Source organism: Pseudomonas taiwanensis (genome assembly GCF_013393345.1).
In the GTDB taxonomy this organism is placed as follows: domain Bacteria; phylum Pseudomonadota; class Gammaproteobacteria; order Pseudomonadales; family Pseudomonadaceae; genus Metapseudomonas; species Metapseudomonas resinovorans_C.
Genome location: NZ_QJRF01000040.1, coordinates 330,693 through 343,468, shown reverse-complemented (window position 1 = coordinate 343,468; position 12,776 = coordinate 330,693). Strand labels below are relative to the sequence as shown.

Annotated in this window: 13 protein-coding genes and 2 pseudogenes; 1 reads left to right on the top strand and 14 read right to left on the bottom strand. The window is 65.3% G+C overall.

From position 1 onward, the window contains the following. Positions 1-86 precede the first annotated feature (86 nt). Positions 87-887, top strand: a complete 801-nt coding sequence (locus DM872_RS07555; protein WP_179058880.1) for an aminoglycoside phosphotransferase family protein — start codon at positions 87-89, stop codon at positions 885-887. Between the two features lie 144 nt (positions 888-1,031). On the opposite strand, the pseudogene DM872_RS30870 reads toward DM872_RS07555, so the two are convergent. From DM872_RS30870 to DM872_RS07495, 14 genes and pseudogenes are all read right to left on the bottom strand, one after another. Next, positions 1,032-1,286, bottom strand: a pseudogene (locus tag DM872_RS30870) (methyl-accepting chemotaxis protein); the annotation flags it as partial. After that, positions 1,269-1,991, bottom strand: a pseudogene (locus DM872_RS07550) (PAS domain-containing protein); the annotation flags it as partial. The pseudogenes DM872_RS07550 and DM872_RS30870, both read right to left, overlap by 18 nt. 44 nt (positions 1,992-2,035) lie before the next feature. Then, a complete protein-coding gene (locus DM872_RS07545) occupies positions 2,036-2,767 on the bottom strand; it encodes a TorF family putative porin (RefSeq protein ID WP_256873310.1) in 732 nt (243 codons plus the stop codon). Positions 2,768-2,805: 38 nt separating this feature from the next. Further along, on the bottom strand, positions 2,806-3,705 hold the full coding sequence (locus DM872_RS07540; RefSeq protein ID WP_179058878.1) for a cation diffusion facilitator family transporter: 900 nt from the start codon (positions 3,703-3,705) through the stop codon (positions 2,806-2,808). Positions 3,706-3,720: 15 nt separating this feature from the next. Further along, positions 3,721-4,674: a PDR/VanB family oxidoreductase gene (locus tag DM872_RS07535; protein ID WP_373273687.1), complete on the bottom strand. Its 954-nt coding sequence runs from the start codon at positions 4,672-4,674 to the stop codon at positions 3,721-3,723. Continuing rightward, complete coding sequence (locus DM872_RS07530) at positions 4,671-5,687, bottom strand: Rieske 2Fe-2S domain-containing protein (protein WP_179058877.1); 1,017 nt, start codon at positions 5,685-5,687, stop codon at positions 4,671-4,673. Before DM872_RS07530 ends, DM872_RS07535 begins: the two co-directional genes overlap by 4 nt. A 35-nt stretch (positions 5,688-5,722) precedes the next feature. Further along, a complete protein-coding gene (locus DM872_RS07525; RefSeq protein ID WP_179058876.1) occupies positions 5,723-6,538 on the bottom strand; it encodes an SDR family NAD(P)-dependent oxidoreductase in 816 nt (271 codons plus the stop codon). 25 nt (positions 6,539-6,563) lie between these two features. Next, the gene (locus tag DM872_RS30335; RefSeq protein ID WP_218649115.1) at positions 6,564-6,980 is read right to left on the bottom strand and encodes a VOC family protein; all 417 of its coding nucleotides are present in this window, start codon (positions 6,978-6,980) and stop codon (positions 6,564-6,566) included. A gap of 28 nt (positions 6,981-7,008) precedes the next feature. After that, on the bottom strand, positions 7,009-8,082 hold the full coding sequence (locus tag DM872_RS07520; RefSeq protein WP_218649113.1) for a C45 family autoproteolytic acyltransferase/hydolase: 1,074 nt from the start codon (positions 8,080-8,082) through the stop codon (positions 7,009-7,011). Then, complete coding sequence (locus DM872_RS07515; protein ID WP_179058875.1) at positions 8,082-8,918, bottom strand: polysaccharide deacetylase family protein; 837 nt, start codon at positions 8,916-8,918, stop codon at positions 8,082-8,084. The genes DM872_RS07520 and DM872_RS07515 overlap by 1 nt, the downstream gene beginning before the upstream one ends. A 29-nt stretch (positions 8,919-8,947) precedes the next feature. Continuing rightward, positions 8,948-10,363 carry an APC family permease gene (locus tag DM872_RS07510; protein WP_179058874.1) on the bottom strand — a complete coding sequence of 472 codons (1,416 nt, stop codon included), beginning with the start codon at positions 10,361-10,363 and terminating at the stop codon, positions 8,948-8,950. 425 nt (positions 10,364-10,788) lie between these two features. Next, on the bottom strand, positions 10,789-11,259 hold the full coding sequence (locus DM872_RS07505; protein WP_179058873.1) for an Lrp/AsnC family transcriptional regulator: 471 nt from the start codon (positions 11,257-11,259) through the stop codon (positions 10,789-10,791). 221 nt (positions 11,260-11,480) lie between these two features. Further along, positions 11,481-12,293: a class I SAM-dependent methyltransferase gene (locus DM872_RS07500; RefSeq protein WP_179058872.1), complete on the bottom strand. Its 813-nt coding sequence runs from the start codon at positions 12,291-12,293 to the stop codon at positions 11,481-11,483. Positions 12,294-12,301: 8 nt separating this feature from the next. After that, entirely contained in the window at positions 12,302-12,574 is a 273-nt protein-coding gene (locus DM872_RS07495; protein ID WP_179058871.1) for a DUF4242 domain-containing protein, read from the bottom strand. Positions 12,575-12,776: the final 202 nt, after the last annotated feature.

Here is a 12,776-nt window from a genome sequence, read left to right as displayed (position 1 = left end):
GCGGTTATCGGACGGGAAAGCGGCTAACATCGATCTTCCAGACTGAAGCGCTGGACCTGACGACCCTCTGCAAGGAGCAAAAGGCCGTGTTCGAGAAATACCTGGACCAATGGAATCTGCAGCCTGACGGCGAACCCATCCGCACGCCCGGCAGCGATCTGTTGCCCGTACGTTTCGAGGGATCGCCGGCGATGTTGAAAGTCGCCCGGGATAGTGAAGAGAAAGTAGGCGCGCAGGTGATGCGCTGGTGGGATGGCGAAGGCGCGGCGCAGGTCTATCGGCTCGAGGGCGATGCCTTATTGATGGAGCGGGCAACCGGCCCCGGATCGCTGATGCGCATGGCCCTGGAGGGACATGACGACGAGGCCAGCCGGATCGCCTGCGCCACCATCGCCCGGCTGCATGCGCCGAGGCCGACCCCGGCGCCGGATCTGGCCACCCTGGAAGAATGGTTCCGCTCGTTGTGGCCGGCGGCGCGGCAACGGAGAGGGCTGTTCGCCGAGGCTGCCAGTGTTGCCCGCGAACTGCTGGGTTCACAGCGCGAAGTGGTGGTGCTGCATGGCGACATCCACCACGAGAACGTGCTCGATTTCGGCGAGCGCGGCTGGCTGGCCATCGACCCGAAACGCGTGATCGGTGATCGCGGGTACGACTACGCGAACATGATCTGCAATCCCGAGCTGCCCACCGTGACCCGTCCCGAGCGCTTCGCCCGTCAGGTGGCGGTGATCGCCGAAGCCTCCGGTCTGGGGCGGGAGCGGCTGCTGCGCTGGGTGCTGGCCTATGCCGGGCTTTCCGCCGCCTGGTTTCTGGAGGACGGGGATGGCGCTTCCGCCGAGTCTGATATGGCTGTGGCGCGGCTGGCGGTCGAGGCGCTCACCCTGTAGGGGTTATTGCCGGGTAGGAGCGAGCTTGCTCGCGAACAGTCCGAGCGCGATCTTTCGCGAGCAAGCTCGCTCCTACAGAAAGTTTGACTTCATCCTGCCAATCGGAGCATTTCGGACCAATGTCAGGGAAGCCTATCGCCGCTCCAGCATGTCCTGGATTTCCTGTGTCGCTACCCGGGTGCGGCGGGCCAGGTTCTTCACTTCGTCCGCCACCACCGAGAAGCCCCGCCCGACTTCCCCGGCGCGGGCCGCTTCGATGGCTGCGTTGAGGGCCAGCAGGTTGGTCTGGTCGGCGATGGCCTTGATCACGCCCACCACCTGGGCGATTTGGTCGTAGGTGGCTTGCATCGCCGCCTGTTCCCGTTGGCGCGCGGCTTCGGCCTGCTTCTCATCGCTGATGTCGCGTACCGCGCCGGTCACTCTCAGCAGCACACCACGCTCGTCCCGCAGGCAGCGGGCCCGTTCACGGAACCAGATATCGCCACGGGTCTTGTGACGCATGCGGTACTCCGCCACATATGACGCCTCCGGTGAGGGATCGCGGACCAGCTCGCCGAAGTGCCGCATCACCACCTTCAGGTCATCCGCGTTGGTGATCTGGTTGTAGCTGTCCCAGCCATCGGGCAGTTCGCTGCGGCTATGGCCGACCAACGCGCAGAACTGCTCGGACCAGCGAATGCGGCTTTGCGGATGGTCCGGGTCGCCATTGGCCACCAGCAGGTCCCAGCTGCCTTCGGTCAGCGTCTGACGGGTCAGCTCCCAGGCGCGCTGTTCCTGGTCCCATTGCGCAAGGCGCAACTGTTGTTCCCCCAGCAGTTGGCGCGCGGTGTCCAGCTGGGCCTGGAGCAGCGCCTGCTGGTCGATGCCGTCATCGAGCTGGCGCTGCAGGGTGGTGAACTCTTCTTCCGTGCAGGGCGGCGGTTCGTGGTTGTCGAGCGCCGCGCGCTGTTGTCGCCAGGCCAGTTGCAGGCGTTCCAGCGACTGGCGCAGCGAGGGGTGAACGGCCAACTGCCCACTGGGCTCGACGGGCTGGCCGTTGAGCAGGCGGGCGATCCATTCGGACAGTTGCGGCACCAGCCGCGCGGATTCGTTGTTGAACCACATGATGGGAACTCCGGGCGTGCGCCGCACACGACGCACGCCGCCACTCAGAAGGTCTTGCCGACGCCGGCCACTAGCGTGGCGGAGCACAGGTCGTCGAAGCCCAGGTAGTTGCTGCACTCGGCCTGGGAAAGATCGGTGTCGATATAGCTCACGGACCAGTCGAGACCGAACAGGCTCTTGCCGAGCTTCACTTCCCACTCGTTGTAGCTGTCTCGAGCGCTGCCACTGGCGGAAATCCACACCGGGTCCTTGTAGTCCACCCAGCCATAGCGGGCTTCCAGACTCACGTCACCGGGCAGGCTGAAGCCGTAGCCGAGGTAGCTGTAGAGCATGCTCTGGTCGCCGTAGAGGTCGTCGGAGTAGTAGCCCCCCAGCTTGGCGCCGTAGGCCTTCAGTTCGGCGAAGTACTCGCTGTAGTTGAGGCCGCCTTCCTTGGGGTAGACGTACTTGTACCAGGCGACATCCAGGCTCACGTCATCGGTGGCCTGCCAGTAGTAGCCGGCGTAGCCATCCAGTTCCTGGCGGGTATTGCTGTCCCCACCGAAGTCGACATTCGAACTCCAGACCCCGGCGTAGAGCCCGCTGGAGTGGAGCAGGGTGGCCGAGCCCTGGATCGCCGGGTCGCCGATGGTCTGGGACAGGCCCCGCATGCGGTAATCGCTGAACAGGCCCGCCTCCAGGGCCACACTGAAGTCGTCGTTGAGGGTAATGGCCTGGCTGAGGCTGCAGTTGGCCAGCAGGGAGCCGGCCACGGCCATTTTCAGGGCGTGGTTCAAGGGACTTTCTCCTTTTTCTTCTTTTGGTGGTGGGTGGTTCAGATCCAGCGGGGATCACGGGTGAAGGCAATCGCCAGCCAGCGGTTGGGGCCTTCGCGGCCAATGGCGGCGGCGATCTCCGCGCGCACAGCATCCAGTTCGGAAACCCGCCAGCGGTCCATCGCTTCGGGCAGCACGATCTGGATTTCCACGAACAGCCCCCGGCCGATCTCGGCGACCGAGTGGGAACTGCACTCGAAGCCGTAGCGTCGGGTCATGCCGGCCATCAGTCCGCTGATCTCGTGGTCCAGCGCTTCCGGGGTGATGCGCAGGACCTGCTTCAACGCCTTGACCACGGTGCGCAGCGGGCCGGGGATCAGCAGCAATGAGAGCAGGGCGAGGATGGCCGGGTCGATGTAGGGGGCGAGCCATTGCCAGTCTGTGCCTTGCAAGAGGAAACCCGCGACGAAGGCCAGCAGCAGGGCAGCGGTGATCAGGGTGGAAATCAGCCAGCTCTGGATATCGAGCTGGATCAGCTCGGACTTCAGGGTGCGGTTGCGCCGTCGCTGGTAGCCGAGCATCAGCGCCGAGCAGGCCAGGATGACGACTGCATAGATCAGTGCCGTGTCGAACGCCAGGGCGTGCCCACCTCGCATCAGGCCACTGACCGAGTTGATCAGCGCATAGACGCAAAGCAGCACGAGCACGCTGCCGTTGAGCGCCAGCACCAGCGGTTCAAAATGCCAGTAACCCTGCTGGAAGCGCCGGCCCGGCTGCTTCACAAGAAGCCGCGAGACCATCAGCGAAAGCGCTGCCATGCAGGAGTCGATGGCATTGAACAGCCCGTCGAAGACGATGGACTGCGATCCGGCCCAGAGGCCGAAGGCGATGCCGCCACAGGCCACCAGTGCGGTGGCCAGGATCGACACCTTGAGGATGTGCTGTTCGATCCCGGCCATCCCGAGTTGCCTCCTTCAAAGGTCCAGTGTGAGGGTCGGCGTCCGCGCGCGGGAGACGCAGACCATCATGACGTTGTTGCGCTCGCGCTCGGCGTCGGTCAGCAGCATGTCGCGGTGATCGATCTCACCGGCCAGCACGCGGGTTTCGCACATGCCGCACACACCCTGTTCGCAGGAGGACGACACGTTACAGCCGGCTTCGCGCAGGGCCTGCATGACCGAAAGCTCGTCCGGCACCACGACTTCGCGACCGCTGCGGCCGAGGATCAGCGTCAGGCCCTGGCCGTTACTGGCGCAGGGCGCAGGCGCTGCCGGAGCAAAGCGTTCCAGGTGCAGGCGGTCGGCCAGGCCGTCCACCTTGAAGCGCTCGGTCAGCGCATCCAGCAGCGGCGCCGGGCCGCAGCTGTAGACATGACGGTCGTCGGCGGCGCGGGCGGCAATGTCTTCCAGGTCCAGCAGCCCGGTTTCATCCGCCGGCTGGATGGATACCCGATCACCGCCGAGGGCCAGCAGCTCATCGATGAAGGCCATGGAGCGGCGCGAGCGGCCGCCATAGATGAGCTGCCAGTCGGCACCAGCGCGCTGGACCTCGCGGGCCATGGCGAGGATCGGCGTGATGCCGATCCCCCCTGCAACGAACAAGTAGCGCTGGCCTGCGGTAAGCGGAAAAGCGTTGCGCGGACCGCGAATGGCGATGCGTTGACCCACCCGCAGGTGCTCGTGCACTTCCCGCGAGCCGCCACGTCCCTTGGCTTCCAGCAATACGCCGATGGACAGGCGCGAGCGGTCGCGCGGGTCGCCATGCAACGAGTACTGGCGCACCAGCCCGGACGGCAGCAGCAGGTCGATGTGTGAGCCCGCGCTCCATTCCGGGAACGGCGTGCGCTCCGGTGTTTGCAGTTCGAGGGAGATCACGCCTTCGGCCTCCAGCCGCATGCAGGTGATCAGGACCTCGATCTGCCCGTTCACGACGCCACCTGCGGTGCCACCGGCTGGTTGGCGCGTTCGATGAACTCGCGGAAGGCGCGGCGGTAGTTGAGGGTGAAGAGGTCGGCCGGCACCGAGTGCTCGACGAAGACGCCGTCCCAGTCGATCTCGCGCGGCCAGATACCGGCGGCGATGGGCATGTCTTCCAGGTAGACCATTTCCTCGATGCGCAGGCATTCCTCAAGGCCCAGGCCCTTGTAGTCGCGCTCGTTGGCCACGCCCCAGAAAATCTTCACTTCGTCATAGGCCACCGGGCTGGGGAAGCCGGCGACGATGCGCTTGCCGAGGCGCTCGTAGTCGTAGGTGATGCTGGCGAGGCCCGGCGCGACGCAGTGGTAGAACATCATGCAGTCGCCATCGTTGGCCCAGTCGCCGTCACCGGCATCCAGCGGACGCTGCATCCAGATATCCAGGCCTTCGCGCTTGACGTTCAGCGGCTCGACCACGTGCTTGCTGGGGCCCATAGAGACTTCGTGGACGAAGGGGAAGTGGGCGACATCGCGGAAGTTCTCGATGGCCACGGCCACGCCGGTAGGCGATTCCAGTGGCGTGGCGGCCAGCCAGTCCAGCTCCAGATTGCTCCATTGCTCGGGGGCGTAGAGCTCGGTGGCGGGCTCTTCCAGCACGGTCCAGACATGGGCGAAGCGCTCGATGGCCGGGTAGGTCTTGATGGCCGCCTGGGGCGGAATCTTGCACTGGTCTTCCAGGGAAGGGATGTGACTGCACTTGCCGCTCTCGGCGCTGAATTGCCAGCCGTGGTAAGGGCAGGCGATGTTCTCGCCATGCACCTTGCCGAGGGCGAAGTCGGCGCCACGGTGCGGGCAGCGGGCGTCCTGCACCACGGCCTTGCCGGACTCGGTGCGGTACACCACCAGACGCTGGCCCAGCAGGGTGGCGGATTGCGGGGTGGCCAGGTCGGCCGAACGGGCGACCGGGAACCATTGGCGGCGCATGGCCTGTTCGGCGCGTTGGCGCTGGGGGAGTGCAGTAGTCATGGGTGAATCCTCACGGCGTAATTCTTGTTGTGGGGTCAGATGCCGACGACCAGGGCGCCACCGTTCACCGGCAAGGCCTGGCCGGCGATGAACGCGGCTTCGTCGGAGGCGAGGAAGGCCACGGCGGCGGCGATTTCCTCGGGGTGGACCAGGCGGCCCAGCGGGATGTTGGCCTTCTCGCCTTCCACGTATTCCTCGGGGACCATGCGGGTGAGGATGGCGCCGGGGGTGATGGCGTTGACCAGGATTCCCTCGCTCACGAACTCCTTGGCCATGGTCTTCATCAGGCCCAGCTGCGCGGCCTTGCCCACCATGTAGCCGTAGGAGTGGCCGTCGGGCACCTGGCCCCACTGCGAGTTGATGAAGATCACGCGCGGGGCGCGGCTCTTGCGCAGGTGCGGCAGGGCGGCGCGGGTGAGGTAGAGCGGCGCGTGGACGTTGATCGCCAGCAGGCGGTCGAAATTGGCGTCATCGGTGTCGGCGAGCCCTTTGAGCGAGTACATCATCCCGGCGTTGTGCACGAGGATGTCGATCCCGCCGAGGGTTTCGGCCACCTCGGCCACCAGGCGCTCGGCCAGATTGCGCTCGGTGATATCGGCCACCAGGGCGATGGCGCGGCCACCGGCGGCTTCGATTTCAGCAGCAGTGGCGCGGGCCACATCTTCGTCGATATCGACGATGGCCACCGCCGCGCCACGGGACGCCAGCAGGCGGGCGTGGGCACGGCCGGCGCCACGGCCGGCTCCGGTGATGAGGGCGACACGGCCTTCCAGGCGTTGGGCGGCCGGCGACAGGGCGAGCACCGCCTCGGGCGCCTGGGTTGCCAGGGCCCCTTGGGTTGCAGCAGTCATGGGGTTTCTCCGGTGGTTGAGGCGGTCAGACGGTCTTGTGCGGTTCGGTGACGTAGAGCATGTTGCCGTCCGGGTCGAACATCGGGCGGTAGCGGTAGTGGGTGCCGTTGGGGTGCTGCCACTCGATGGGCTCAGCGGTGACCCATTCCACCTTGCCGTCGAGGTAGTCGAGCGCGGCGTCGAGGCTCTCCACCTCGAAGGCGAAGGAGTCGAAGCCCGGTTTGTCTTCCAGGTTCACGGCGGTGCGACGTTCCACAGGCGTGGTATCGGTGGTGTGGAAGATGTACAGGGTGACGTTGCCCATCTCGATGGCGGCCCACTTCTCTTCGGCCACGTAAGGCAGGAAGAAACCGAGGCCCAGGGTGCCGTGGTAGAAGTCCACCAGGCGCTGAACGTCGTTGGTGAGGATGTCCATGTTGTCGAGGCGTTTGAGCTTGAGCATGGGATGGCTCCTTTGTTGTTGTCTGGGTTCAGTGGTTGTCGAGCCAGTCCGGATGGCCGCAGGGGCCGCCGGGCAGGGCGGTGAGGGTGCCGTTGGCGACATCGATGACGATGCTCGCCAGGGTGGCGTACTGGCCTGCGGCCGGTTGCGCCGGGTCCGGGTGGCAGCACAGGGCGGCACCGCCACCGAGGTGACTGTTCAGTGCGGACAGCAGTTTCTGTGGCGTCAGGCCCTGGCGGCCCTTGAGGCGGCGCACCAGCAAGTCGTGGCGAATCAGGGTGTCCGGGTAGGCGGCGGGTTCGGTGTCGAACTCCTGCGCTGGGCTGGAAAGGAAGTGGTTGGTGTGCACCAGCAGGCCATCGGCATCGGGGAACACCAGGCCCGGTCCGCCAGGATGCAGCTCCACCGATACCGCCGCGCTGGAGTTGTCCTTGGCCGCGATCAACGTCAGGGAACTGGACGCCGATACCTTGGCCGAGCCCAGTAGTTGCAGGGCCTGGTTGATGTCGTTGCAGCTGTCCAGCATCCAGCGCGAGGCCACGTGCACCGGAACGCCGATGCCCTGGCCGTCGCGGGCGTGGTGAAGGATGTTGAAGTGCACGCCCAGGCCACGGCTGTTGACCCCGGCTTTGCCGACGATGCCGAACTCGGTGACGGTGGTGGTCAGGCTGCCGTCGGCATGAGGGATTTCCCAGGTCAGCCAGTGGTCGGCGAACTCCGCGTACCAGTCCCAGGTTTGCGCTGTTGCCGGTGTGCCGCTGAACGGCTCCAGGCGGACCACGGTGGAGCATTCGCCACGCAGCTGGGCACCCAGGAAGGCAAGTATCTCGGTGCGCGCATTGATGGCGCCCAGGTACGACGGCTCGATTGCGGCGCCTTCCGCCATGGCGAGGATTTCGTCATACAGCGGCGGGGCGAACGCGGCGATGCGCACCAATGCCTGGCTGCCCAGGGCACGCAGGTCGTAGGGGCGGGTGGCAACCCGCTCGAACAGCGCGTGGTAGCGGTCGACGGTTGCCTGGATCTTCTCGGCATGCGCGCGGCCGAATTCCAGGCCACGGGCAGCAGGCGCGACGGCGGTGGAACGGAAGCGAATGCTCATCAGGCCACCTTCTTCAGTTGCGGGGCCACCTGCTTCGCCACGTCGTCCAGGCGGGCGAACCAGACATCGCCGTCGCTCACCAGTCGCTCGACGAAACGCTCCAGCTGCTCGAAGCGCGCAGCGCGGCCGATCACTTCCGGGTGCATGGTGAAGGTGGTGTGGCGGCCATCGCGGCGGGCCGACTCGTACTCGGCCAGCCAGGTGTCGGCGAGGGTGCGCGGATGGGTGAAGTTGCCGCCGTTGTCGATGCCCCAGCCAAACATGGGCCAGTCGTCCAGGGACCAGTGCACCGGCAGTTCGAGGATGGAGGCGCCGTTCCAGGTTTCGTAGTAGGGGCGGTCGTCGCCCATGCAGCTGGAGTCGTAGGCGAAGCCCTTGGCCAGGACCAGCTCGAAGGTTTCCGGGGTCAGTTCCCAGGACGAGGAACGGTAGCCGGCGGGTTTCGGCGCGCCGGCACGGGCCAGGGCTTCCAGGCCCCGTTCCATTTCTTCTTCCTGCTCGGCGCTGGAGATGCGGTCGCTGCGCAGGTGCATGTGGCCGTGGTGGCCGACTTCGTGACCGTCTTCGAGCAACTGCTCGATCAGCCCGGGGTGCAGGTCGGCGGTGTGACCAGGCACGAAGAAGGACGCCGGAATCTTGTGGCGGCGCAGCAGTTCGAGGATGCGCGGCACGCCACGGGTGACGCCGAAGCGGCCCTCGGAAAGGCTGGTCAGGCGCCGGGCGAAATTCGGGCTGTCACCCAGCAGGCCGGCTTCCGCGTCCACGTCGAAAGTCAGTGAAACGGCAACAGGGCGCTTGTTCGGCCACGCAAGGCGGGCCTTGTTATCGATGCTCATCAGGGCGGTTCCTTCTGGCGTTATCAGGATCAGTGAAAGGGCGCGGTGGCGGGCAGGGCGCGGTCCTGCAGGCGGCGCAGGCGGAACAGCACCTGGGAAATGGCCAGGACGGCGATGGCGATGCCGACTTCCTTCAGGCCGCCGTAGCCGGTGATGGAGGCGCTGGTGGTGCCGACCACGAGGATCAGTCCATCGAACAGGGCGAGGCCGGCGGCGATGGCGATCCAGCCACGGCCCAGGCGAATCGGTCGGGTGGCATCCGGACGGTCCTTGCGCAGCACCACGAAACCGGCCACCGCCAGCAGGTGGGCCAATACGTAGCCGACGTTGCCGGCGACGATCACCGCCAGGGCGTTACCGACGAAGAGCACCAGGGCGATGTTGATCAGCAACTGCACGGTGACGGCGCGGGCCGGCACGCCAGAGCGGTTGAGGGTGCCGAACTGGCGGATGGTCAGGCCGTCCAGCGAACTCTGGTAGAGGGCGCGGCCGGCGTCAGCGGTACCCATGACCGAGAGCACCAGGATGCCGGCGATCAGCACCAGGGTGATCAGCGCGGCGCCGCCACCCAGCAGCACTTGCGCACCGATCTGGAGGAAACCGTAGGGATGCTCGGCCAGCGCCTGCTCGCCCAGCAGTCCGGCTAGGCCCAGCGGTGTCAGGGTGAACACCAGCAGCAGGATCAAGGCGGAAATACGCAGGGCCTTGCGGGTATCGCGCACGGTGTCGCGGAACTCGGGAATGAAGGACGCGGCGGCTTCCACGGCGTAGGCCGACCAGGCCATCACGAACAGCCAGGCGAGCACGGTGCGCAGGCCAGCGGCGTCAGCACTGATGCGCCAGGTGAAGCTGCCGGTATTCCAGTCGCTGGCCAGGAAGCTGCCGCTGAAGATCAGTACCGGAATCATCAGCAGCACGCCGGCGGCCGTGATGATGATCATGGTGAAACGCAGGTTGACCATGCTCAGTGCCCAGGAGAACAGCGCCACGCCCAAGGCGATCAGCTGCGGCAGGTCGAGTTGCATCACGCCAAGGTCAAGGCTGTAGCTGGCGTTGGGGAAGAACTGCTCGGTGAGGATCTGCGCCACTGCCAGGCCCCAGATGGCGGGAGCCGTGGCCCAGGCAAACCAGTAAGCGTAAGTGGCCAGCGGGCCGAGGCAGGGGATGCGTTGGCTCCAGGCTTCGTTGGCGTAGAGCGCGATGCCACCGGATTTCTCGGTGAACATGGCGCCCATTTCCGAATAGACCCAGTTATGCAGGACCGCGACGGCGGCGATGGTCGCCCAGAGTGCCAGTGCCGCCCAGGCACCGATGGCGCCGATGGAATAGCCGAGGCCGACGAACAGAGCGGCTGGCAGGCTCAGGGTGATGGCCACCCCGTCCCACCAGCGAATGGATTTTGCGAGTACTGCCGATGGCTCGGAGCCTGGATTGGCCTGGTGCATTGCATCGCCCTCATCTGTGTTGTGTTTGTAGGAAGGTCGCGCGATGAGTTGATGCTATGCCGTTTAATTGCGCATGTACACGTTTATGTCGATTGAAAATACGCATTGCGCAATGTGAGTGTAATAAAAATACGCATTGCGCCAGAATGGCACGCCTGATGCACCAAGGCGGAATCCGCTCGGAAAGGCCCGTGCTAAAGGGGGTGGCGGCGGGAGTTGGGGCGGGTCAGGGAGAGCGATGCGCGAAAATGGCGCGGAGGGAAATGCGCAATGCGGGAAGGTGTGGGGTGAGAAATGCGCAATGCGCGGACGAGCGGTGGTTCAAGATGCGGAGCGATTGTGGGTAGGAGCGAGCTTGCTCGCGAACAGCCCGAGCACGATCCTTCGCGAGCAAGCTCGCTCCTACAAGGTGCTTTGAATTCAGCTCATTCTTCGGTCGGCTGCGCCGAAGGAATGGTGAAGCGGATCTTGTGCACCTTCACTTCCTGCATCATCCGCACGTCCTGCACGCCGGGCAGGCTGCGCACTTTCTGTTGCAGGCCCCAGAGGGTCTCGTCGTCGCGGCAGAGGACCTGCACGCAAATGTCGGCGGTGCCGAGGGTGGTGGACAGGTAGCTGACTTCACTCCAGCGGCCAAGGGTGTCGACCACCCGATCATGATCCTGCGGGGCGACGGAGACGAAGAACAGCGCGAGTTTGGCCTGGCCCAGCTTGGAGGGATTGGTGAAGGCGAGGATCTGCAGGATGCCCTGGTCCTGCAGCCGCTTCACTCGGGTGCGGACCGTGGCTTCGGGAACCGACAGGTTGCGCGCGACTTCGCGGAAGGCGCGGCGTCCGTCTTCCTGAAGTTCGCGAACGATTTCATAGTCCAGTGGGTCGAGAATCGAAGTGGGCATGGGTCCTGGGCTTCCATGGCTGGGCCGGTACGGCGGAAAGCCCCGAGGCTACCAGAAATGCGCCGATTCAGAAGCGGGTGCTGTCTCGTCGTGCTCGCAAGACCGTGGGGGCGAATTCATTCGCTAACCGGACCGAAGGGCCGGCCCTCGAAATCTCAGGGGATGCTGCGCGTCCCTTTGCGAATGAATTCGCCCCCACAGGAGCAAGTACGACCTTCACCTCAACGACGGGTGATCACCACCTCCACGTATTCGCTGGGCACGATCAGCGACTCTGGGCCGGCACGGTTGTAGCGTTCGAGCAGCTCCATCAGGTCACGTTCCAGGACGACGGCGCCGTCCTCGGGGAGGGCGGCGAATGCCTTGTGCACCGGGCCGTACCAGGTACGGAAGACTTCCAGGAAGTGGGCTGCCGACTGGTAGCGGAAGTTGTGCAGTCGCCGCGCCACCGAAATCTCGCGGGCGCTGTCGTCGAACAGTTCGCGCAGGTGGCTCTCCACGCCCCAGAGCGAAGGAGGCTGCACGCCGGGTGGCGGGGGCAGGTGGCGGCCGAGGGTCTTGAACACCTGGCCGATGAAGCCATCCGGGGTCCAGTTGGCTAGGCCGATGCGCCCACCGGGTCGGCAGACCCTGGCCAGCTCGGAGGCGGCCTTGACCTGGTCGGGAGTGAACATCACGCCGAAGGTCGACAGCACCACGTCGAAGCTGGCGTCAGGGAAGGGCAGGTTCTCGGCGTCAGCCGTCTGGAAGTTCACCTCCAGACGCTCGGCGCGGGCGCGTTCCTGGCCACGTTCCAGCAGCGCCGCTACATAGTCGGTCGAGGTCACCCGTCCGCCTCGACGCGCGGCGGCCAGGGTGGCGTTGCCATTGCCAGCCGCGACGTCCAGCACGGACTCGCCATGGCGCAGGTCGCAGGCTTCGGCGAGCAGTTCGCCGACCAACTGCAGGGTGGTTCCGATGACGGCGTAGTCGCCGCTGGCCCAGGAGGCCATTTGTTTGCTTTTCAGTGCATTCAGGTCAATTGCGGAAGTCATTTCGGGGCTCATTCTGCTGTGGTCGGATCGATGGTCGAGCTGATGCGGGAAATGCGGCTGACGGGGAATCCGCCACGCTGGGCGTGTTCGCGGATCAGCTCCTCGTCGTTGGCGATGTAGACGCAGTACAGCTTGTCGTCGGTGACGTAGCTCTGGACCCACTGCACCTCTGGTCCGATTTCCTTGAGTACCCGGCAGGACTTCTGCGAGATGGCTTTGAGGTCTCGTTCCGTGAGTTTTCCAGCTTCCGGTATCTCTCTTTCAATGAGGAACTTGGGCATGGGGACCTCTGGTTTCTTGGCTTTTTGGGTGTTGCCGACACGCCTTGGGTACAACGGGCAGCAAGGACGTGCTGGGCAAAACTATCCGCCTCAAAAGGGGCACCGTCCTGTCCGAGCGTCGGCAAGGGTTGCTTGATCGTCCGCGCAGCGCCACTTATCCGACGAAACGCTGCCTGTTCCCGCGACCGACCAGAATTTCAGA